Genomic DNA, 22,703 nt, shown 5'->3' on the forward strand with positions numbered 1-22,703 from the left:
TCAGCGGCCCAGGAAACCGCCGAGCATGCCGCCGACGCCGGCCTGACCGCCCTCGCCGGTGCCGCCGATCATGCCGCCCGGTGGCAATTCCGACGGTTGCACCACCACGAAGCCCTGGCCGCTGAACGCAAGGGTGAGTCGTTCGCCGGTGCTGCGGCCCATCAGGGTGCCGAGGTTGAAGGAGTCGTTGGTCTTGATCGACGTCCGCAGACTCGACGACCAGGCGACCGCCGCATTCGGGTCGGCGTAGGTGGCGGCGTCGACGTTGAGTACGACCGGCGTGCCGTCGGTGGTGATGGCGATCCGGCCGCGGCCGGTGAAGACACAGTTGAACATGCCGGCGTTGCCCAACGCGCCCGCGCCCTGCACCCGGGCGATGTCGTAGGTCAGGGTCGAGTCGAAGGCGAGGACGTTCGCACCATTGATGGTGAGGCCGTCGGTGCCGTCGAGATCGATGAGATGGATGTCGGAGGCGGCATTGGCGAGGAACAGATCACCGCGGCCGCTGACCTTCATCAGAGCCACGCCCTCACCGGAGAGGGCTTGGCGCATCATGCGTCCGAAGCCGCCGGAGCCGAGGGCCTCGAACTTCAGGTCACCCTGATAGGCGACCATCGACCCGGCCCGTGCCATAACCTCACCGGACAGGCCGATGCGGCACATCTTGCTGCCCTGCTTCTGGATGCCCTGACCGGAGACCTCGGCGTGATTGGGGTTGAACAGATCGCTGTGCATGGCGGCTCCCTGCGGTTGCGGCTGGGGTCGGGGTGATGGCGGAGGTGGGGCGGCCGCCGTCGCGGATGGCGGGTTCGGCTGCGTCGGCGGCCACGGTTGCGGGTCGCTGACGCGTGGTGGCTGTGCCGGAGGAGTCGGGTCGTCGTCGACGGAGATCCCGAAAGCTGTTGCCAATCCGGCCAATCCGGCGTCGTATCCCTGCCCGACGGCGCGAACCTTCCACCGTTCGCCGCGGCGGTAGATCTCCAGGCAGACCACCGCGGCCTCACTCGTCAGGCCGTCGGGTCGAAAGGTCAGTTCCTCACCGCCGCCCATCGGGGTGACGGTGGCGTCGAGGCGTCCAGCCGTCGCGAAGCTCGTCGGACCGGTGCCGTCGAGGCTGGCGGCGATCGCGACGGTCTCGATGTCGGAAGGGATGCGCGCGGTGTCGACGGTGATGACGTCCACGCCACGCTCGGACCGGTAGGTGACGCCGGCACCGGACGGCTGGTTGTAGAAGATGAGGTCGGCGTCGGTACGCACACGCCCGGCGGAGGTCAGCAGCACCGCGGAGGTGTTCACCGGCGACGCAGACCGCACCGACACCGTCACCGACGGCGTGGGCAGGACGGTGTTCTCGCCGGGGGAGAGTTGTCTCATATCGACATCACGCCGTCCATTGTGCCCGGCGGACGGACGTGTCCGTCACGTCCGAGGTCGGCGACGTTGAGCCGCGCGTCGTTCCATCCGGTGGCGGCCATCGTGGGTGGAGACGGTGCGCGGGCCGACGACGCGACCGGTGGTGCTCGGCGGGATCCCGATGATCGTCTGGCAACGCTCCGCGAGCGAGTACCCGGCCTCCCAGGGGTAGGTTCCGAGATCATCAGGCCAGACCACCTGCAGGGCAGGAGTATCGGGGAAGATCTCGTTGCTCATGCACAGATCGGACTTGTCGATGATCTCGATGAGCATCACCGGTACGTCGAGAGACTTGAGTGGGATCGGTGCCCTCGCGGCCACGATCTTCGCCCAGTCATAGGTGTGCAGAAGGTTGCCGAGTTCGTTGAGGACGCGACCGGCGGTGCCCATGTCGAGTCCATAGACGGCCAGTTCCGGGATGTCGTGCATGACGAGCCCGGACGTGTACGCGAACGGGCAGTCCGGCTGGTCGGAGCCGTCGCATCCCTCGACCGTGCAGTGCTCGCCGACGGCGGTCACCGCCCAGCCGTGGATGCGAATCCGTTCGATGACCGACCGCACGATCGGGTTCGGATGCCAGCGGGGAAGTCCGGGAACGGCTTGGATACGATCGGCCATGTCACACTCCTGATGTTCGACGGGTGAGGTCAGTAGAGCAGGAGGGTCTGACATTATCCTCGGAGTCGATGTCCATCGGGTGAGTGAACCCTCGGATACGCGCGCCGCTCGGGATGCGCGGTGATCGGGTTTGGCTAAGCTCGCCAGAGGAGATCATCACCTCGTGCGTGGTGGCGATATGTTGGAACTCGAGGGTGATGTTCGCGTTTTCGGAATATGACGCCGCCGACCTGCGTGATGACACCTGGGTGGACCTGTTCCCGTGGCTGGACGGCTACGAATCCGCGGATGCGGTGTGCCTGGAGGAACTCGTCCCCGACGTTTCGGACTGGTGGATCGCCGACTCGCCACGCGACACCGCCACTGACGTATCGCTCGAGGAGCTCGTCGCCGGCCTGGCCCGTCTGGCCGTCCGCCGACATCGAAACACCACCTTCGGTGAGCTCGCACCGCGCCTCGATCCGACCATCCCCGTCGCCGGTTTGCGCCTGGATCCGCGGGCCGAGACCGTCGTGCGACGCCTGGCGGACCGTGCGTTGGTCCCGACACTGATGTCGGTGAGTGTGGAGTCCTTGTTCACGTTGAAGGGGACGAGCCCCGACACCGTGCAGGAGGTCGCCGCAGGCGTTCTCGGCGCGTCCATCCTGCTGTTACCCGAGGCCGGGGTACCGCCCGACGAAGATGCCGACAGCCCGGTGGCCGTGCAACTCGTCGAGGACCTCCGTGTGCTGGCGCGGTGGCGTGGTTTACGGGGCGGCCTTGGTTTACCTCTCATCGCCGTCGACATCGAGGACGACGCACCCGAGCAGGTGCAGGAGGTCGCGACCCGGATCGCGGCGATCACGGGCAAAGACTTCGTCGGGACGGTGGAGTCGAATCCGGTCGACGAACTCGAGAATCTGATCGAACAGCTCGATGAACGGGAGACGCTGGCACTCACCGAGTTCGTGATGGCTGCCGAACCGATCAGCATGGGGCAGCTCAGCGTGCGGTTGCACGTGAGCAAGCCACGCGCCGGTGGGATCGTCGCCAAACTCAAGCAGGATCTCGCTGCCGCGTGTGAGTTCGAGACCACCGCGGGCGGATTGCTCGCGAGTATCCGCGCCGAGATCCGGCCGGTGACCTCGCTGGACCGACTACTCGACATGGCGCCGGTGCTGCGGACCGAGGTGCCGTCGCTGGGTGTGCCGTTGTGGTTGGCCCTCGATCGTCTCGACGACGGATTCGAGGTCATCGGAACCTGGGCGGTGGCTCCGGACCTGCGCTCGGCCAAGGGTCGCACGATCGTCATGCTCGAGCAGTTTGAATCCGATAACGCCGTCGCGCCCATCGAGGTAGCGGCCACGACGCTTCGACTGTCGACGGATGAAGTCCGAGAGTGGTTGCAGTACTGTGAGATTCCGGTTATCGGCGACAGTGTGCTGTTGTCCACCCGCCGGCTTGTCGACCATGCTGCCGGGATACTGGAGGTACTCGGGCCCACCGACATCGGCCACCTGATCGATGTGCTGAACACCGATCGCTCCGATCAGTACGTCGAGCGGCACCTCGGCGACGACGAGCGATTCACTTACGTAGGCGGAAAGTGGTGTCTGGCAACTTCTCTCGGGGTGGAGTCGAGATCGGAACAACCGGCCGAACATTCCGCCGGTGCCGAACATCGGTCCACAGAGGGGGATTCGGACGCGCCTGCCGTTGTTGTCCGGCCCACGCGGCGGCTGTATCGGATCGGTGATACCTGGTGCTTCCGTCTGCGCGTAACCGCTGAGCATCTCCGTGGTTCCGGATTCACGGTACCGGTCGGTGTGGCGCAGTCGGTCGGGTGCGCGCGGGGCGCGGTGCGTGAGCTGACCAGTCGGCTCGGCACGCAGACGGTGCGCTGGACCGGAACCAATCCGACATGCGGGACCATCCGCCGGTTCCTGAATGAACTGTCTTCGCAGTCTGGGGATCTGGTATTCCTCGTCTCCTCGGAAGACGGGGGATTCGACGTCGTGCCCGGTGCCGAGACCGACCCCTCAGACCCGATTCGCGGGGCGCTCGCACTGATCGGCGTGGCCGATCCGCAGAGCATCTCCGACGCCGACGCCGCGCCACTGCTCGCGGCGGCGATCGGACTCGATCCCGACACCAAACCACGCCGCATCCTCAGTCGCTACCAGTCTCGCGACGATACGGTCGCCACGCTGCTGGAGCAGGCGTGGACGGTGGCCGCACGATGACGACCGAACCCGTCGAGTTCACCGCCACAGAACGAGCATTGGGCCTGCATCACACCGTCGCGACCGCTGTTGCCGATCTGATCGATAACAGCGTCGACGCCGGGGCCCGATATGTGTTGGTCCGGTTCTTGCAGTCCGGCCAACGGATCATGGGTCTGCGGATCGTCGACGACGGCCGGGGAATGGATGGCCACACCATTGACGCGGCGATGCGTTACGGGGTGAGCCGTACCTACGGTGACGGCGAGCAGGGGCACTTCGGTGTCGGACTCAAGGCCGCGTCGCTCAGTCAGGCCGATACCATGACGGTGTATTCGGTTGCAGCCGAATCCGATCCGGTCGCGCGCAGGCTGTCCGTCGACGATCGTCATGATGCACCGCGACTCACGGTGCTACCCGATGCGGATGCTGCGACGGTTCTTGCCACGACACGGCCTCGATTCCCGCTCGAGACGGGCACCGTCGTCGAATGGCGTGGTATCCGCACCTTCCCCAACACTGCGACCGCGGATGAGCAGGGAGCCTGGCTCGAGACCACGATCGGTGACCTGCAGGACCGGCTGGGACTGGTGTTCCACCGACTGATCGGGAGGGGCCTCACCGTCACGATCGACGTTCTCGACGAGGGTGTCGGCCGGGCCGGCGCGCCCCGCTCCGTGCGAGCGATCGACCCGTTGGGCTACCGGGTGAGCGGACGACCCGGCTACCCGCGGCCGCTGGCGGTCCTCGACGACACCGTGACAGCGCATATCTGGCCCGCACGCAGCTCGGCACCCGAGTACCGACTCGGCGGTCTCCCCGGTCGTGACTCGCAGGGACTGTTCGTCTATCGCCACGACCGACTGCTCCAGGCCGGCGGCTGGCTGGGGGTGCTCCGACCTCGTCCGGACTGGGCTCTGGCGCGGGTGGTGATCGACCTCGATGAGGTTGTGGCCCAGCACATCACCGTCAATCCGGAGAAATCCGGCGTGACTCTCGATGCGACACTGTCATCGGCGCTCCGCGACGCGCTGAGCGACGGCTACCTCGACGATGCAGCCACGACGGCTGTCGCGGCACGCCGGGTGCAACGTCGTCCGATCAGCGTCGTAGAACCCGGGATCGGTCTGCCGGACGAGGTGGCCGACGAGTTCGCCGACAGCTTCTCGTTCGTGGAGACCGCGGACCCGGTCGGGATCGGGTGGCGTGTGCTGGGCGCCGATCGGTTCTTCGAGGTCGACCTGGATTCACGCACGTTGTGGCTGAACGCTCGATTCCGCAGGCAACTCGGTGGGCGGCGGCGCTCCGCCGACGACGTCCCTGTTCTGCGGACCCTGGTGTATCTCCTTGCGCAGGACATGTTCGACGCCGTTCGGCACAGTGCCCGGCAGGTGGAACAGATGGACGCCTGGCAGCATGTCCTGATCGCGGCACTCGCCGCCGACGAAGGGAGTCAGCAGTGATCGACGTGGTGATCGACGCGCTGGTCCGCGAGTTCACGATCGACCTCGCACCCACCCGATTCCTCGGTGCGGTGGCCGGCCGTGTGATGGATGCCGGCCACGACCCGGCCGCCGTCACCATGGATCAGGCAATCAACGTCATCGTCTCCGACGAAGCCACCGCGGTGCAGTCGGCGGTGCGATTGGCGCTGACCCGCTGGGATGCGGAGGAGGCCGCGGCGTGGATCGACGGCACCGCAGCCCACACCCCGGAACGGCGGACCCTGATCTTCACGCTCCTCGGAATTCCCGCCGAGGCCTTCGATCCCTTGACCGAGATCTTCCCGATTGCGGGCGGGCCAACGGTGATCGTTGCTCCGCAACCCTGGGAACCCTGGTACGTTCCGGAACGTCGTGCGGCACAAGACTTCTACTGGTCGGCCTATCGTCGGCTCCTCGTCGAGAAGGGATGGGAGTCGGATACCGTCGAGGGCTTGGGTGTGGCGACCAATGCCGTCGTGCAGCGCCTGGCCGACCCGACCCGCGACGAGCCGTATCAGTCCAAGGGACTGGTCGTGGGGTACGTGCAGAGCGGCAAGACCGCCAACTTCACCGGTGTGATCGCGAAGGCGATCGACGCCGGCTATCGGCTGATCATCGTGTTGACCGGCACGATCGAATTGCTGCGCAGCCAGACTCAGCGTCGGCTGGACATGGAACTCATCGGTATGCAGAACATCGACGAGGTGGAGTACGCCAACGATGAGGACTGGCATGCAGGCAAGTTCCTCAATCATGTACTGGACCCGAATCACTCCAACGCGGCACCGGCGGTTCGACGACTGACCGGTCGTGTCGATGACTACAAGGCTCTTGCGAAGGGGATCGGCACCCTGCACTACGAGTTCGTCGACCATGCGAAGCCGCTGTACGACCCGATCAACCTCTACCAGAGCAACGTTCGGGTTGCCGTGGTCAAGAAGAATTCGGCCGTGTTGAAGAAACTCGTGGCCGATGTCGGACGGATCCCCACGCCGCTCGATCAGATCCCGACCCTGATCATCGACGACGAGGCCGATCAGGCGTCGGTGAACACCCAGAACCCCAAGACCTTCGCCGCCGGACGGATTGAGCGGACCGCGATCAACGAACAGATTTCGTTGCTCCTGGGGCGGCTCGGACGCAGTCAGTATGTCGGCTACACCGCAACGCCGTTCGCGAATGTCTTTGTCGATCCGGATGATTCGGTGAACATCTTTCCGAACGACTTCATCGTCAGCCTCGACCGTCCCAATCAGTACATGGGAGGTGCCGACTTCCACGACGGCGCTGTTGATCTCGACGACGATCTGAGTGAGACGGTCGAGAAGACCCCGGCCACGTCCAATGAGAAGGCGTTTGTCCGGGATCTGCGCGCCCAGTGCGACGAGGACCGTGACGCCGAACGGCTGTGGGCACTGGACTCCTACGTCTTGTCCGGTGCCATCAAACTGTTCCGCCGGGATCGCGGCGTCGCCGGGAACTTCCGGCATCACACGATGCTCGTGCATGAATCGGTCAAGCAGCAAGAACACGAGTCGCTGGCCGCAGACTTCGAAAGCCTCTGGAAGAACGCCGGATACAGCCAACCGCACGGATTGGCGCGCCTGGAGAAATTGTGGGAGAGCGACTTCCGGGTCGTCTCGGCCGATCGGGCCGAGCCGCAGACACCGGCCCCGGCGACCTTCGAGGAGCTCGAGGCGTTCATCGGGGAGGCGTGCGACCGGATCGGGGCCGGTGTCAGTCCGGTGATCATCGTCAACGGGGCGGCGGACAAGGATTACATGCAGGAACCGCTGGACTTCCAGGAGCGGGCCGTCTGGAAGATCCTCGTCGGCGGTACCAAGCTGAGTCGTGGTTTCACCGTCGAAGGGCTGACCACCACGTACTACACCCGCCGAACCGCGCAGGCGGACACGCTGATGCAGATGGGACGGTGGTTCGGTTTCCGGCCCGGGTATCGAGATCTGGTGCGGCTGTTCATCGGTCGGGAGGTGCCCGGTCCCGGTGGGACGGTCGTCGACATGTATGCGGCGTTCGAGGCCATCGTCGGCGACGAGGAGGAGTTCCGCGATGAACTGCGGCGATTCAAGGGACTCAACGAGGCCGGCGAGCCGATGGTCACCCCCCGCGACGTGCCGCCGATGGTGTTCCAGCGTCTCCCGTGGCTCAAACCGACTGCCACCAACAAGATGTACAACGCGGAGTTGAGCTATCGCAGCGTCGGTGGCCAGAGTTTCAGTTTCACGATGCAGGCCCCGCGCGGTGACGGAGCGAACAATGCCAACCATTTTCGCGCGGTCCGTCCGCTGCTCGACGCGCTCGACCAGACCGGTTCGTTCTCGTTCATCGACAAGGACCAGACGCCGCGAGTCTTCGATGCGCGGTACGGAATCGTCGAGGCCGAGAATGTTCTCGACGTCATCAGTCGGTTCGTGTGGGATGTCAACTGGGACTTCGAACCCCACCGCAGGGCCTTCGAGTCGGCGATCGAGCGCGGGGCGTTCGAGGATCTCGCGATCCTGTTGCCGATACCGAAAACCAAGAAGCCGGTGCTGATCGGTGACTATCCGACCGAACTACCCCTGGTGAACCGCAAACGTGAAGAGGCCGAATATCGCACCGGATTCACCGGCACTGCGGTGCGTGAGCGGGATGCCATCGAGCACATCGCCGGCAATCCCAACAAGGACGTCGGCGGACCGCTCGCCGCGCAGCTCCGGAAACCGACCCGCGGAGCAATGATCCTGCTGTTCGCCAGCGATCCGCCGAAGGGGAGTCGACATTTCAGGGCGCACAAGCGAGGTCGGGCCGATCCGCGGGATGTGGCGACCCTGTTTTCCTATGCACTCCCGTATCTGGCCGATCCGGCTCCCAAGGTCGGGTTCACGGTCCGCAAGGTCGGGGCCGGAGCGATAGTCGATGCGTGAGCGTAAGAAGTGCGTGATCGTAAGAAAGGTGAGAGTTTTCCATGGCTAAGGTGATCGCGACGATCAGCTTGAAGGGCGGGGTCGGCAAGACCACCGTCACCGGCGGGTTGGCGGAGTTCATGTCGGCGGAGTTCGGGCAGCGGGTGCTGCTCATCGACCTCGACTCGCAGATCAACCTCACCACCGTGATGATCAGCGAGGAACGCTGGTTCGAACTCAACACCAACGGACGGACCCTCGCCTCGCTGTTCTCCGACGCCGTCCACGGCACCCAGTACTTCCGGCTCGACGAGGCGATCGAACGCGGTGTGTCACCGGTGAAGAAGGTGACGACGGTGGATCTGCTCGCCTCCTCGCTCGATCTCATCGAGATGCAGGAGGAGTTGAGCGCGCTGCGGGTACGGGGTGACGCCTCGGGTGACGGCACCGGCTTTCTGCGGAAGGCGATTGCCCCGGTGATCGACTTCTATGACTACGTCCTGATCGACTGCCCACCGAACATCGGTCCGGTAACCCTCAACGGGCTGGCCGCGGCGGACGCCTACATCATCCCGACGATCCCGGATCATCTGTCCACCTACGGTATTCCGCAGATTCAGAACCGTGTCCGCAGGTTCGGTGACGAGATCGGCAGGGAGATCTTCGAATTGGGTGTGGTGATCACCAAGTACAAGGCCAACTCCGCCGTGCACCGTTCGACAACCAAACGTCTCCGCCGTGATCCGTCCATCCAGAACGTGTTGCCGAGCTACATCAACGAGTCGAATTCCATTGCCGCAGCCGCGGAGTTCACCTCGTACGGGACTCTCAAGGTCAAGTACGGAAACCAGGGCCAGTTCGACCAATTCCGCAGTCTGACGACCGACGTCATGACCGAGGCGCAGGAGAAACTATGAGTAACGACGACGCCCGACGTCGGATCGAGTATCAGGCCGTCGGTGGTGCGCTCGCACAGCTCGACACCAAGAATCCGCAAGCGGCGCAACTGATCGCCGGTCTCACCCGGGTCATCATCGACGAGGCCGACAAGTCGAGTCGTTTTGCCGCGGCGCTCGTCGGGGTCATCGACTCGCTGCGTTCTGACGGAGCTGCGCCCACTCCCGTTGCGGCACCCGCGCCGCGCAAGCGCGCGCCCGCGAAGAAGCAGGTTCGTCGGCCAGCGGTCCTCGATCCTTTTGTCGTCTACCGTGAGTCGGGTGCGGCTGGGCTGGCCGAGAAGCTCGGTGCACTCGATCTCGAACAACTCCGCGACATCATCGCCGAGGAGGAGCTCGACACTCGTAAAGAGATGAGCCGTAAACGCAGCACGGCCGTCATCAGTGCGTGGATTGTCGAACGGGTTGAGGCGTCGGAGAACAAGGGGAGCGTGTTTCGGTAGGACGTTGCAAAGCGAATACGTCCGTAGCCGTAACGGTGAGGACGGATTCGTCTGTCTCGACCCTGTCACGCGCGGCCAGTAGATAGCTGACGGGACCGTCGCCGGCGAGCTCGGCCGCCTTGCGCTGAAGCCCACGCAAGATACGCGGATCATCGATGACACTGCGCCACTTGACCTCTCCGCACACCGGACACTCTGCGACCGCGGCGTGACAGCGCGGCGATGTCGATTTCGACGGAGGAGGTCTTGTTCCACCAACGTCCGACGGCGATGATGTCCGGACCGATGACGCCGTCGGCGGCAAGTCGCCGCACGTGGCGGGTCACCATATCCTCCCAACGAGCCCCCCATGAAATCGTTGAGGGACTCGACGAGAACCGGCAGAATCGAGTCACCGAGCCCTCGTTCGATCTCGGTTCGGTAGTGCGCGACCACCCGGAGTTCGCCGCGCTCGGCCTGACCGGTCGCCGTGTACATCACCATCGGCAGGTCTTGACCGAACTCGCTGATCAACAGGGTCGTGCCCACGCGCCGCGGGTGAGTTGGCTCAAGATGATGTGGCCGACCACGACGTCGACTACCCGCGCCCCAACGCCTTCGGCAGTTCGCCGACGAGTCTGTCGACCTCGGCATAGGACACCGGTGAGCCGGCCAGCAGGCCGGGTATCAGTGCCTCCAGGTGGGAGACCCAGACGTTGGCGCCGTCGAGCACCGGCCCGGTGAACCTGCGATCCGCGCCGGACAGCGCCACCAACTGCGCACCCATCTGCGCCACCGAGAGTTCGAGTCGGACGCGGCTGTCGATGAAACCGGCGTCCCCCGTGGAGACCGCATACAGCGGGCCCATCGCGTGCTGCATGCGCCGGTAGAGGCGTACCTCCGGATCATGGCCGAGCGCCCAACCAGGTGGTGCACTCGGCTGATGTCCGGGATAGAGGACCGCCGAACTCTCCGATTGCTGCCGCCCGGATCTGATGAGCACGACGACGACAATCACCAGTGCCACAACGAGCGCGATGCCGACCACCACGGCGGCGCCGAGAACGAGGATCATCATGACAGATACCGGTACAGCACAAAGATTCCGACGATGACGATGATCGCAGCGGTGATCGCGGAGACGATCTTGACCACGCTGTAGGGCCGGTCGCCTTGGACCTCACCGGTCACACCGTTGATGTAGACCTGGAAGGGCTTGCCGCCGTAGATCACGGTGAGCAGCCAGATCGGCACCAGCAGGTAGCGGAAACGCAGGGGATTGAAGTCGGTGTGCGAGGAGTGAATTCGCTGTTTGTCGCCACCGATGTCGCTGCGCACCGACGACTCGATCGCCGGGTCGATCTCCTCGGCGCGGGCACGGCCGAAGGTCTCGTCGGGCCCGTGGTCATAGCTGCGCGCGAGATGCCCGGCGAGGAACTGCCCGGTGAACGGCTGGGCCTGCTCGACCGGCCACGGTTTGAGCGCCTCGACCCGATGCGGATCGATGCCGTCGTTGGCCAGGGCCGGCACCTCGGTGAACTGGTCGGTGACGAGTCCGCTCACCGAACGCCAGCGGGTGCGGGTCTCGGTGCGCCGGTCCTTGCCGGAACCCACGGTCACCGTGTAGTCGTCGCCGCGTTCACCCTGATACGACGTGTGTGCCGTGGTGGTGTAACTGAAATACGAGAAGTACACGCTCTGCAGTGATCCCAGCTGTCGGTACTTCTTGAACTCCGACGGAGCGAACCATCGTGAATGTATCCACTGTTCAATGGATTTCGTTGCGGCATCGTCGTCGACCCGGAACGGGATCACCCCGTCGACCGGCAGGACCTCGGGCGCGGCGTGCACGTCGCCGCGCTGGATCGGCGAGGCGCAGTACGGGCAGCGGGTGGCGGTCAGCGTTCCGGTGAAAATGACTGCGCCGCCGCAGTTCTGGCAGGTGACCTGATGCTCGATGGCGGCCGCCGGGTCACTTGGCGACAGCAGTCCGGGTGTGCTGAGTTGGCCGACGCGCTGATCGCGCAGGTCGTGCTGCCCGACGTGTTGGGTGGGATCGAGTTGAATCGCGCGGGTGGATCCGCAACTCGGACAGGACAACAAGCCCGACGCGGGGTCGAATTCCAGGTCATCACCACAGTTGACGCAGGGGAAGGTGCGGGTGTTCTCCGTGACGTGCAACGTCCCGGGCGGCGAGGGCTGAGCAACCGGTGGCTGCGGAACCGGGGGCGGTGGTGGCGGGGCCGGGTGCGGCACGGTTGGTGGCGGCGCGGACGCATGGGGCAGCAATGGCGGTGGTGTCGGCGGCCGGTACTGCCCGGGTCCGGGTGGCTGGGGTGCGTTCATCTGCGGTCCTCGAGGGTCGGCGCGGTGATCAGCCGTTCGGTCCGGCGGTGGGCGGCGGCGGTGGGGTGGCCGGTCGCGGCGGCAGCGGGGGTGGCGCTGCAAACAGGGGAGCGAGCGCCGGGACCCGGCCGGCCGCGGTCCACTGGGTCAACTCCGGCGACCACACCAGTGTCGCTGCGGTGACCGCGCCGGCCGCCACCGACGCCTGGATCTGCGCGACGGTGTACGGTCCGACGGCCTGGCCATTCTGCTCGACATGGAAACTCGCCGTCGGCAGCGGCGGTGGTGCACTCGGCGCCACGCCCGGCTGCGCCGCCGGGGCGCCCGCGATCGCGTCACCGACCTGCTGTCCGAGTGCCAAACCCATTCCGGCGCCCAGGAAGTCGCTGACGCCGCCGCCGTTCTGTGCGCCGGTCACCAGGGCGTCGCCGAGGCGTCCCTGCTGGAACTTCTGCATGTCGTCGACCTGATCCAGGAAACCCTGCTCCTCGAGGCCACGGGCGACGCCACGCGTGATCGCCGCGGTGATCTCCTCGGGCAGGGAGACGTTGAGGATGACGTCGTCGATGGCGAGGCCGTACTCGTCGTCGACACGTTCGGCCACCAGTTGACGCAACTGGGCGGCGATCTCCCCGACGCGACCCTGCAGGTCGAGGACGCCGACACCGGACTTGATGATGAGGTCGGCGAAGGCCTGGGCGATCACTCGTCGCAACAACTCGCCGACCTCGTCGACGTCGACGTTGCTGTCGGTGCCGATCACCTGACGCAGGAAGATCGCCGGGTCGGCGACCCGCACGACGCACAGGCCGTTGGCGCGGACCGGCACCAACTTGAACTCGGGGTCTCGGATGGTGATGGGATTTGGTGTGCCCCAACGCATCTCGGTGACCGGGCGGGTGTTGATGAAGTAGACCTCGCTGCGGAAAGGGCTGTCGAAGCCGTGCTTCCAGCCCTGCAGCGTCGACAGGATCGGCAGGTTCTCGGTGGTGAGTTCGTAGTGGCCGGGCCCGAATTCGTCGGCGAGCTGGCCGCGGTAGACGAACACTGCCCGCTGGCCCTCGCGAACGATCAGCTGTGCGCCGTTCTTGATCTCGTTCTGATAGCGAGGGAACCGCCAGGCCAGCGTCGTCCGTGAATCATCGAGCCACTCGATGATGTCAACGAGCTCACCCTTGAGTTTGGCGATGACTCCCACTGGGGCCTCCGATGTCGTGTGTGCAACGGTCCGCGTGCAGCCCCCAACTGTAGGGCGATATGCGTGATCTGCAGTATGACGTGTCGGACGTTCGGACGAATGGCAAAGCGGCCGGGAGATGTGACCGCGTGGACGATCAGCGACTGGCCTGGGCGTGTGATTCCACCGCCGCGCGCTCCACCGTCAGCAGACTCTCGGCACTGTGCTCGGCGTGATACGCCGCGCCACCGCCGCGGAGTCCGAACAAGCGTTTGCTCCAGATCAGCCACACCACGGCGGCGATGTTGATCGTCAGCAGTCCGACGCGGAGCACGGTGGTCCGTTCGAGGAGTTCGTAGACCTCGAGTGGGATGAACGCGCCGGTGACGATGACCGCGAAGTACTCACCCCATCGCTTGGCGAACCAGAGTCCGTAAGCCTCGACGAATTGGCTTGCGGCATAGAGTAATACCGCACATCCGATGAGGACGATGGCGGTGGCCGACAGGCTGGTGGCCTTCTCTACCCACTGCACGACCTTGGAATCGTCGATGTTCCAGCCGATCTGGTCGGCCAGCGGGCGGAGCAGGGGCAGTTCCTGATTGAACTTGTCCTGCAATGACTGTTGGCTGTGACGCAGCTCGATGACGAAGATTCCGGCCACCAGCAGAAACAGGCCGCGGATCAGTCGTTCGGCGGCGAGCAGCCGCATGATGATCAGGTCGCGCAACAATGCGCCTCGTGGGACTTCCGGTGCATGGTCGGCCGGACCGTGCCGTCGTGGCTCGCCGACGACGAAGTCGCCGCAGCGCAGGCATCGCCACGCTTCGCCGGCGACGGTGGTCACCTGGAGACGGTCGGCGAGCTCGGCTTCGTCGGGCCGGTACGTCTCGTGTCCACGCAGCCCGCATGACAGTACTTCCCAGTCCATTCGGGCAGGTTACCGCCGGGTTCCGGTGGGCGAGCATGACTGTCATCCGGTGGGCACACCTCGTCGCCGGATACGTCGCGAACGCCCGAATCTCGGTTCTCAGAAGTGCCAGATGAAGCGGTACCAGTCACCGCTGAAGCGCGTGAAGGTGACGTTGAGGCGCGTCCGCGCGTCGGGCGGCGGACCGTCGGGCAGGAGTGCGTACCCCGTCCGGTCGATGAAGCCGCCCTTCGTATAGAGCAGACACACCTCGTCGACCTTCTCGACCGACTCGAGCCGAACGGTCCCGACCCATCCGGCATCCGTCGACGTGCAGGTGTCGGCGACATCGGCGAGCGCCGCCGATGAGGCCCACAACGATGCCCGATTGGTCAGCCCGAACCATCCGACGACGACCGTGACGGCCACAAGGGCAGCAGCGATCGCCGGCAGTCGCCATTCGCGATAGAAGAAAGCGCCGATCGCCGTCGTGATGAGCCAGGCGCCGCCGATGCACACCAGCGCGACCAGCGCGATCAGTGGCCAGAAGAAGCCGATCCACTCGAGGTCGCCGAGCATCAGAAGTGCGCAGCACACGGCGGTCGAGACGACGATGGACCACGCCGACACCCGCCACCAGCGCGGCGGTGATTCGGTGACGACCCCCATGGGCTGCCAGGGTAACGGTTCCCGCCTCGCGCGATGCTTCCGTGCACGCGCGCCGTGGGCACAGACCGCGTGAACGCGGGGGTGCCGCGGCGGCAAGCTGGAACCGCGCGAAGAACAGCCGTCACCAGTCGGAGCCGAAAAATTTCCGACATTCGATGGAGCCAAATCGCCTCGGCGTGCGTCCAATCTCGCATGACACCTTTTCCGACTGACGAACACCAGATCATCTACCGGCACGTGGCCATCGCCGCGGGCTTTACCGACGCCGACCTCGGCAGAGCTTGCCGACGCGGCGACATCGTGTCGCTGGTACGCGGTGCGTACGTGCACGCCGCCGAGCGGGAGCCCGACGAGCATCATCGCCTGGAGGTGATCGCGTCGCATCGGCTCGGGCGGTTCGGCAAGTCGATCCCCAGCCATCAGTCCGCGGCCACCCTTCATCGCCTGCCGATGCTCAAACCCAACTTCCGGCGACTGCACACGATCACCGGACACACGGCCGGCGGCGGGCGCACGTCGACGCGTCATGACCACGTCGGCGTCGTCGCACCCGAGGAGCGGACCGAGGTCGACGGCATCGTCGTCCCGATCATCGAACGGGTCGCCGTGGACGTCGCCTGCACCACGACGATGGGATTCGCGGGAGCACTCGCGGTCTTCGACGCGGCCCTCCGTGCGGGTGCCGACCGGCAGAAGATGGAGAAGATGCTGCGCGGCCGCCGACTCGGCGTGAACACCGCCCGACGTGCGCTGCGGTGGGCGGACGGCACTGCCGAAAGTCCTGGCGAATCGTGGAGTCGGGCACAGATGATCGAGGCGGGCCTGCTCCTGCCGCGCCTGCAGCACACCTTCGTCAACGACGAGGGGAAAGAGGTGGCGCGCACCGACTTCGACTGGGATGGGCTGCTCGTCGGTGAGTTCGACGGAAAGGTCAAGTACCAGAAGCACTTACGGCCGGGGGAGAAGCCTTCCGACGCCGTGATCCGGGAGAAGCAACGCGAGGATCGGCTGCGGGCGATGGGGATCATGGTCGTCCGCTGGCTGTGGACCGACCTCGAGAACGGCACCGTCGTCGGCCTCGTCCGCCGGTGGCTGGTGCACTTCTCGCTGATGGCGGCGTGACTGGCGCGGGTGGTGCTGGTTGGCGCGGTGCCCTCGTGCTTGCGCTGTTTGTTGCAATGACCGCGCGTACGTGGGGGTGCCGCGTGGGCGAGTTGGGCCCGCGGGAACGGGGCCGGGACCTGGGTCGTCGGCGGTTGGCGCGGGTGGTGCTGGTTGGCGCGGTGCCCTCGTGCTCGCGCTGTTTGTTGCAATGACCGCGTGGGTGTGGGGGTGCCGCGTGGGCGAGTTGGGCCCGCGGGAACGGGGCGGGGTTTCGGGGTCGTCGACGGTTGGCGCGGGTGGTGCTGGTTGGCGCGGTGCCTCTGTGCTCGCGCTGTTTGTTGCACTGACCGCGTGAGTGTGGGGGTGCCGCGTGGGCGTGGAGGGCCCGCGGGAACGTGCCCCGGGGCTCGGGTCGTCGGCGGTTGGCGCGGGTGGTGCTGGTTGGCGCGGTGCCCTCGTGCTCGCGCTGCTTGGTGCAATGACCGCGCGTACGTGGGGGTGCCGCGTGGGCAAACAACACCCGCGCGAACGCCCCACCAAGCACCCCGCGACCGACGATTTGGGTCTGGCCAGGGAATTCTCTACACTAGACCGGTTGCCTGTGCACCTCAGGTGTCCGGGACGTTCGTCTGCACCCCGGTGCAGAACACAACTGAATAGTCTCCGATGCCGGCGAAAAGCCAAGGGCATCGGCGACGAGACATCACACAACTATCCACTTCGTGGAAGGCCCACCGCAGGTCAGGGGAGTAATCCTCACGGATCGGCGCTGTATGGGAACCGCTACGAGAAAGGTTGACGGTCAACCATGACCATGACTGACCCGATCGCAGACTTCTTGACGCGTCTGCGTAACGCCAACTCGGCGTTCCACGACGAGGTGACCCTGCCCTCGTCGAAACTGAAGGTGAACATCGCTGAGATCCTCAAGCGCGAGGGTTACATCACCGACTACCGCACCGAAGACGCCGAGGTCGGCAAGAACCTCGTCGTCTCCCTCAAGTACGGCCCCTCCCGGGAGCGCAGCATCGCCGGCCTTCGCCGCGTGTCCAAGCCGGGTCTGCGGGTGTACGCCAAGTCCAACAACCTGCCCAAGGTTCTGGGCGGCCTCGGCGTGGCCATCATCTCCACGTCGTCGGGCCTGCTCACCGACCGCCAGGCAGCCAACCAGGGCGTGGGCGGCGAAGTCCTCGCCTACGTCTGGTAAGGGGAGGTAGCAACAATGTCGCGTATCGGTAAGAACCCGATCCAGATCCCCGCGGGCGTCACCGTCGCCATCGACGGACAGACCATCACCGTCAAGGGACCCAAGGGCGAACTCTCCCACAACGTCACCGCGCCGATCGTCGTCGCTCAGGAAGACGGCGCCATCGTGGTGACCCGCCCCAACGACGAGCGTCGTAATCGCGCCCTGCACGGCCTGAACCGTTCGCTGGTGAACAACCTCGTCGAGGGTGTCACCAAGGGCTACACCACCAAGATGGAGATCTTCGGTGTCGGTTACCGCGTCCAGGCCAAGGGCCGGGACCTGGAATTCGCGCTCGGTTACAGCCATCCCGTGCCGATCGAGGCTCCCGAGGGCATCACCTTTGCCGTCGAGTCGCCCACCAAGTTCTCGGTGTCGGGTATCGACAAGCAGCAAGTCGGCCAGATCTCGGCGAACATCCGCCGCCTGCGTCGTCCGGACCCCTACAAGGGCAAGGGCATTCGCTACGAGGGTGAGCAGATCCGTCGCAAGGTCGGAAAGACGGGTAAGTAAGCCATGAGTGATACAGCAACCAAGAATGTTCGCAAGCCGCTCGGCAAGGACGTCTCGACGCGTCGTCGCACCGCGACCAACCGTCGTCACTTCCGCCTGCGCAAGAAGGTCGCCGGCACCGCCGAGCGTCCGCGTCTGGCCGTCAAGCGCAGCAGCCGTCACATCCACGTACAGCTGATCGACGACCAGGTCGGCAAGACCCTGGCCGCCGCGTCGACCATCGAGGCCGACGTCCGCGCCGCCGGTGGCGACAAGTCCGCGCAGGCCCGCAAGGTCGGCGAACTGATCGCCGCCCGCGCCAAGGCAGCCGGTGTCGAGACCGTCGTGTTCGACCGTGGTGGCAAGGAATACCACGGCCGGATCGCCGCGCTCGCCGACGCCGCCCGTGAGGGAGGCCTGCAGTTCTGATGATGACCATCTACACCAGCAAGACCAATATGACCGGAGGGAACCTCTGATGCCCGGACGTCAGCGTGACGGCGGAAACGGACCCGCCGGAAACGACAACAACAACAACCAAGGTGGCGACCGCAACGATCGCCGGGGCGGCCGCGACCGTCGCGGCGGCAACGACCGCGGTGGCCGCGACCAGGACCGCAACCAGCTCGAGCGGGTCGTCGCCATCAACCGTGTGTCCAAGGTGGTCAAGGGTGGCCGCCGCTTCTCCTTCACCGCTCTCGTGGTGGTCGGAGACGGACAGGGCATGGTCGGCGTCGGCTACGGCAAGGCCAAGGAAGTTCCGGCCGCGATCCAGAAGGGTGTCGAAGAGGCTCGCAAGAACTTCTTCCGCGTCCCGCTGATCGGTGGCACCGTGACCCACCCGGTTCAGGGTGAGGCCGCCGCCGGTGTCGTGATGCTCCGCCCGGCCAGCCCCGGTACCGGTGTGATCGCCGGTGGCGCGGTGCGTGCCGTGCTCGAATGCGCGGGCGTCCACGACGTCCTCGCCAAGAGCCTCGGCTCGGACAACGCGATCAACGTGGTCCACGCGACCGTCGCGGCCCTGAAGATGCTGCAGCGTCCGGAAGAGGTCGCGGCCCGCCGCGGACTCCCGATCGAAGACGTGGCACCGGCCGGTATGCTCCGCGCCCGTGCCGGCCAAGGAGTGTAAGAGATGGCACAGCTGAAGATCACCCAGGTCAAGGGCACCATCGGTACCAAGCAGAACCAGCGTGACAGCCTGCGGACCCTCGGTCTGCGCGGCATCCGCAAGTCGGTCACCCGTGAGGACACCGCCGTCAACCGCGGCCTCATCAACGTGGTCCGGCACCTCGTGACAGTCGAAGAGGTTTAAGCAATGACCATCAAGCTCCATCACCTTCGCCCCGCTCCGGGCGCGAAGACCGACAAGACCCGCGTGGGTCGCGGTGAGGGCTCCAAGGGTAAGACCGCCGGTCGCGGCACCAAGGGCACCAAGGCACGCAAGAACGTGCCCGCCGCATTCGAGGGCGGCCAGATGCCGATCCACATGCGACTGCCGAAGCTCAAGGGCTTCACCAATCGCAACCGGGTCGAGTACCAGGTCGTCAACGTGGGCGACATCGCCCGTCTGTTCCCGCAGGGTGGCACCATCGGCGTCGACGAACTCGTCGCCGCCGGCGCCGTGCGCAAGAACCGGCTCGTCAAGGTCCTCGGCGACGGGGAACTGGGCGTCAAGGTCGACGTGACCGCCGACAAGTTCACTGCATCCGCCAAGGAGAAGATCGCCGCTGCCGGTGGCAGCGTCACCGAACTCTGAGTCGGATTCGCCGGGTCCGCGGAGTGTGTGCAGATTGCCTCGCCACACCCGCGGACCTTGGCGTCGCCGCGGCAGAAAGGCCATCTCAACGCCGACGACCGGCGTTGCGCAGGTGGTTTTCCGCGGCTGTTAGAGTTTGCATCGTTGTGTGTGTGCACACCTCGTGACCGGGCCTCGTGACCGATGCCGTGACCGTTGCTTGCACACATCCCGCAAGATCATCGTCGATTGTCGAGCATGCGCGCCTGAAGGGTCCGGGCGGTGAGCACGTGTGCTCTAGGAGGAATTAGTGCTCTCCCCCCTCATCGCGGCCTTACGGACGCCCGATCTGAGGAAGAAGATCCTCTTCGTCATCGGCATCATCGTCCTGTATCGCCTCGGGGCCACGGTTCCGTCGCCGGGTGTCAACTACGTCGAGGTGCACAAGTGCATCGACACCATCAACAGTGGCGGCGGCAATCAGGTCTACTCGCTGATCAACCTGTTCTCCGGTGGTGCGCTGCTGCAGCTGTCGGTGTTCGCGATCGGCATCATGCCGTACATCACGGCGAGCATCATCGTCCAGCTGCTCACCGTGGTCATCCCGCGGTTCGAGCAACTGCGCAAGGAAGGCCAGTCCGGCCAGGCCAAGATGACGCAGTACACCCGCTACCTCACGGTGGCGTTGGCGTTGCTGCAGTCCACCGGCATCGTGGCGCTGGCCGATCGTGGCAATCTGCTGCCGGCCAGCTGTGGCGACAACATCCTCAACGACAAGAGCATCTTCGGCCTGACCATCATCGTGCTGGTGATGACCGCGGGTGCCTGCCTGGTGATGTGGTTCGGTGAGCTGATCACCGAGCGCGGCATCGGCAACGGCATGTCGCTGCTGATCTTCGCCGGTATCGCCGCCCGCATCCCCGCCGAGGGACGTGCCATCCTCACCAGCCGCGGCGGCCTGGTCTTCGGTCTCGTCGTCGTCGCGGTGTTGATCATCGTGGCCGGCGTGGTGTTCATCGAGCAGGGACAGCGCCGTATCCCGGTGCAGTACGCCAAGCGCATGGTGGGCCGCAAGATGTACGGCGGTTCGTCGACCTATCTGCCGTTGAAGGTCAACCAGGCCGGCGTCATCCCGGTGATCTTCGCGTCCTCACTGCTGTATCTGCCGCAGCTGATCGTCCAGCTCACCCAGTCCTCCGACGGCACGCAGTCGAGCTGGCAGCGGTGGGTGGCGACGTATCTGGCCGACCCGAGCAATTACGTCTACATCATCGTCTACTTCCTGATGATCATCTTCTTCACATATTTCTATGTGGCGGTGACATTCAATCCGGAAGAGCGTGCCGATGACATGAAGAAGTACGGCGGCTTCATTCCGGGTATTCGTCCGGGACAGCCGACGGCCGACTATCTCGGCTATGTCCTCAGTCGCATCACGCTGCCGGGTTCGATCTACCTGGGTATCATCGCGGTACTGCCAAACCTGTTCCTCGAGATCGGTAACAGCGGTGGTGTTCAGAACCTGCCATTTGGGGGCACGGCCGTCCTGATCATGGTCGGTGTGGGACTGGACACGATGAAGCAGATCAACAGTCAATTGATGCAACGCAAGTACGAAGGATTCCTGAAGTGAGACTTGTCATTCTCGGCCCCCCCGGAGCAGGTAAAGGTACCCAGGCGGAACTGTTGAGCGAAGCGCTCGGCATCCCGCACATCTCCACCGGAGACCTGTTCCGCGCCAACATCTCACAGGGAACCGCGGTCGGTATCGAGGCCAAGCGCTACCTCGACGCCGGTGACCTGGTCCCGTCCGAGATCACCGTCGACATGGTGCGCGCCCGCGTCGGGGAACCCGATGCGTCCAAGGGATTCATCCTGGACGGCTTCCCGCGGTCGACCGAGCAGGCCGATGCACTCAAGGACATCCTGTCCGCACTGGAGACCTCGCTGGACGCGGTGCTGTCCTTCGTCGTCGACGCCGACGTGGTGGTTGAGCGGATGCTGGCGCGTGGTCGTGCCGACGACACCGAAGAGGTCATCCGTAACCGGATGGCGGTGTATCAGAAGGAAACCGCACCGTTGCTCGACTACTACGGTGATCAGGTCAAGACGATCGACGCGGTCGGCGACGTGCAGGACGTGCATCAGCGGGTGCTGAGCGCGCTTGGCGCGGGCGTGTCCTGACGTCATCCTCCAAACGAATCGAAGGAACCGAACCGGGGCCGGTCATGGGATTTCGCAAGCGTAAACGAGTGCCCTTCCGCAGTGCAGGAGAACTCGACGCGATGGCCGCGGCCGGTGCGGTGGTGGGTGCGGCGCTCGTCGCCGTTCGCCACGCCTCGAAGCCGGGTGTGAGCACCCTGGATCTCGACGAGATCGCCGAGACCGTCATCCGGCAGGCCGGCGCGGTCCCGTCCTTCAAGGGTTACCACGGGTTTCCCGGCACCATCTGTTCCTCGGTCAACGATGTTGTGGTGCACGGGATCCCCTCGGCGGATGTGATCCTCGCCGAGGGCGATCTCGTGTCCATCGACTGCGGGGCCGTTCTCGAGGGCTGGCACGGGGATTCGGCGTGGACCTTCGGCGTCGGTGAACTGTCGCAGGCGGATTCGGAACTGTCCGAGGCCACGCGGTTGTCGATGGAGGCGGGGATCGCCGCCATGATCGACGGTGCGCGATTGACCGACATCTCCCACGCCATCGAGACCGGAACCCACGACGCGGAACGAAAGTTCAGTCGGTCCTTCGGCATCGTCGACGGCTACGGCGGGCACGGCATCGGCCGCGAGATGCATCTCGAGCCCTTCCTCGCCAACGAAGGGGAACCCGGCAAAGGCCCACTGCTGGTGATCGGTTCGACCCTCGCGATCGAACCCATGCTGACGTTGGGTACCACCGAGACATCGGTACTCGACGACGACTGGACCGTCGTCACCGACGACGGTTCACGTTCGGCGCACTGGGAACACACCGTCGCGGTGACCGCCGACGGCCCGCGCATTCTGACGCAGCGCCCCGAATGAG

23 protein-coding genes are annotated in these 22,703 nt (G+C 65.3%); 15 read left to right on the top strand and 8 right to left on the bottom strand.

The window, feature by feature from the left end; genetic code table 11:
* On the bottom strand, positions 1-1,374 hold the full coding sequence (locus tag ACWDPV_RS18655) for an AIM24 family protein (protein WP_449744161.1): 1,374 nt from the start codon (positions 1,372-1,374) through the stop codon (positions 1-3).
* A gap of 45 nt (positions 1,375-1,419) precedes the next feature.
* Positions 1,420-2,031, bottom strand: coding sequence for a DUF4262 domain-containing protein (locus tag ACWDPV_RS18660; protein WP_449744162.1), 612 nt, complete (start codon positions 2,029-2,031; stop codon positions 1,420-1,422).
* Positions 2,032-2,228: 197 nt separating this feature from the next.
* On the opposite strand from ACWDPV_RS18660, the gene ACWDPV_RS18665 reads away from it, so the two are divergent.
* Genes ACWDPV_RS18665 through ACWDPV_RS18685 form a run of 5 tightly spaced genes read left to right on the top strand, consistent with a single transcriptional unit; the run spans position 2,229 to position 10,021 of the window.
* Complete coding sequence (locus ACWDPV_RS18665; RefSeq protein ID WP_449744163.1) at positions 2,229-4,253, top strand: hypothetical protein; 2,025 nt, start codon at positions 2,229-2,231, stop codon at positions 4,251-4,253.
* Complete coding sequence (locus tag ACWDPV_RS18670; protein WP_449744164.1) at positions 4,250-5,695, top strand: ATP-binding protein; 1,446 nt, start codon at positions 4,250-4,252, stop codon at positions 5,693-5,695. Before ACWDPV_RS18665 ends, ACWDPV_RS18670 begins: the two co-directional genes overlap by 4 nt.
* On the top strand, positions 5,692-8,643 hold the full coding sequence (locus ACWDPV_RS18675) for a Z1 domain-containing protein (RefSeq protein WP_449744165.1): 2,952 nt from the start codon (positions 5,692-5,694) through the stop codon (positions 8,641-8,643). Before ACWDPV_RS18670 ends, ACWDPV_RS18675 begins: the two co-directional genes overlap by 4 nt.
* Before the next feature lie 41 nt (positions 8,644-8,684).
* Entirely contained in the window at positions 8,685-9,539 is an 855-nt protein-coding gene (locus ACWDPV_RS18680; RefSeq protein WP_449744166.1) for a ParA family protein, read from the top strand.
* Positions 9,536-10,021: a hypothetical protein gene (locus ACWDPV_RS18685; protein WP_449744167.1), complete on the top strand. Its 486-nt coding sequence runs from the start codon at positions 9,536-9,538 to the stop codon at positions 10,019-10,021. Before ACWDPV_RS18680 ends, ACWDPV_RS18685 begins: the two co-directional genes overlap by 4 nt.
* Before the next feature lie 149 nt (positions 10,022-10,170).
* Here the strand turns inward: ACWDPV_RS18685 and ACWDPV_RS18690 are convergent, their stop codons facing one another.
* The 6 genes from ACWDPV_RS18690 to ACWDPV_RS18715 form a co-directional block, all read right to left on the bottom strand.
* Complete coding sequence (locus tag ACWDPV_RS18690; protein ID WP_425476214.1) at positions 10,171-10,416, bottom strand: DUF234 domain-containing protein; 246 nt, start codon at positions 10,414-10,416, stop codon at positions 10,171-10,173.
* A 182-nt stretch (positions 10,417-10,598) separates the two neighbouring features.
* Positions 10,599-11,078 carry a hypothetical protein gene (locus ACWDPV_RS18695; protein WP_449744168.1) on the bottom strand — a complete coding sequence of 160 codons (480 nt, stop codon included), beginning with the start codon at positions 11,076-11,078 and terminating at the stop codon, positions 10,599-10,601.
* Positions 11,075-12,346: a hypothetical protein gene (locus ACWDPV_RS18700; protein WP_449744169.1), complete on the bottom strand. Its 1,272-nt coding sequence runs from the start codon at positions 12,344-12,346 to the stop codon at positions 11,075-11,077. Before ACWDPV_RS18700 ends, ACWDPV_RS18695 begins: the two co-directional genes overlap by 4 nt.
* A gap of 28 nt (positions 12,347-12,374) precedes the next feature.
* A complete protein-coding gene (locus ACWDPV_RS18705; protein WP_449744170.1) occupies positions 12,375-13,544 on the bottom strand; it encodes an SPFH domain-containing protein in 1,170 nt (389 codons plus the stop codon).
* 136 nt (positions 13,545-13,680) lie between these two features.
* A complete protein-coding gene (locus ACWDPV_RS18710) occupies positions 13,681-14,454 on the bottom strand; it encodes a DUF2127 domain-containing protein (protein WP_449744171.1) in 774 nt (257 codons plus the stop codon).
* Between the two features lie 99 nt (positions 14,455-14,553).
* Positions 14,554-15,102, bottom strand: coding sequence for a hypothetical protein (locus ACWDPV_RS18715; protein WP_449744172.1), 549 nt, complete (start codon positions 15,100-15,102; stop codon positions 14,554-14,556).
* A gap of 192 nt (positions 15,103-15,294) precedes the next feature.
* On the opposite strand from ACWDPV_RS18715, the gene ACWDPV_RS18720 reads away from it, so the two are divergent.
* The 10 genes from ACWDPV_RS18720 to map all read left to right on the top strand — a co-directional run bounded on the left by ACWDPV_RS18720 (position 15,295) and on the right by map (position 22,702).
* Positions 15,295-16,224 (top strand): hypothetical protein, encoded by a 930-nt coding sequence (locus ACWDPV_RS18720; RefSeq protein WP_449744173.1) that lies wholly within the window; start codon positions 15,295-15,297, stop codon positions 16,222-16,224.
* Positions 16,225-17,014: 790 nt separating this feature from the next.
* Positions 17,015-17,413, top strand: coding sequence for a 30S ribosomal protein S8 (gene rpsH, locus ACWDPV_RS18725; protein WP_348804549.1), 399 nt, complete (start codon positions 17,015-17,017; stop codon positions 17,411-17,413).
* Positions 17,414-17,428: 15 nt separating this feature from the next.
* Positions 17,429-17,965: a 50S ribosomal protein L6 gene (gene rplF, locus ACWDPV_RS18730; protein WP_348809194.1), complete on the top strand. Its 537-nt coding sequence runs from the start codon at positions 17,429-17,431 to the stop codon at positions 17,963-17,965.
* A gap of 3 nt (positions 17,966-17,968) precedes the next feature.
* A complete protein-coding gene (gene rplR / locus ACWDPV_RS18735; RefSeq protein ID WP_449744174.1) occupies positions 17,969-18,373 on the top strand; it encodes a 50S ribosomal protein L18 in 405 nt (134 codons plus the stop codon).
* 49 nt (positions 18,374-18,422) lie between these two features.
* Positions 18,423-19,073 (top strand): 30S ribosomal protein S5, encoded by a 651-nt coding sequence (rpsE, locus tag ACWDPV_RS18740; RefSeq protein WP_348804546.1) that lies wholly within the window; start codon positions 18,423-18,425, stop codon positions 19,071-19,073.
* Between the two features lie 3 nt (positions 19,074-19,076).
* Positions 19,077-19,256, top strand: a complete 180-nt coding sequence (rpmD, locus tag ACWDPV_RS18745) for a 50S ribosomal protein L30 (protein WP_348804545.1) — start codon at positions 19,077-19,079, stop codon at positions 19,254-19,256.
* Positions 19,257-19,259: 3 nt separating this feature from the next.
* The gene (gene rplO / locus ACWDPV_RS18750) at positions 19,260-19,700 is read left to right on the top strand and encodes a 50S ribosomal protein L15 (protein WP_348804544.1); all 441 of its coding nucleotides are present in this window, start codon (positions 19,260-19,262) and stop codon (positions 19,698-19,700) included.
* A 289-nt stretch (positions 19,701-19,989) separates the two neighbouring features.
* Positions 19,990-21,312 carry a preprotein translocase subunit SecY gene (gene secY / locus ACWDPV_RS18755; protein ID WP_348804543.1) on the top strand — a complete coding sequence of 441 codons (1,323 nt, stop codon included), beginning with the start codon at positions 19,990-19,992 and terminating at the stop codon, positions 21,310-21,312.
* A complete protein-coding gene (locus tag ACWDPV_RS18760; protein ID WP_348809196.1) occupies positions 21,309-21,863 on the top strand; it encodes an adenylate kinase in 555 nt (184 codons plus the stop codon). The genes secY and ACWDPV_RS18760 overlap by 4 nt, the downstream gene beginning before the upstream one ends.
* Positions 21,864-21,907: 44 nt before the next feature.
* Entirely contained in the window at positions 21,908-22,702 is a 795-nt protein-coding gene (map, locus tag ACWDPV_RS18765) for a type I methionyl aminopeptidase (RefSeq protein ID WP_449744175.1), read from the top strand.
* Position 22,703 lies beyond the last annotated feature (1 nt).

It is taken from the genome of Gordonia sp. NPDC003504 (assembly GCF_053587995.1).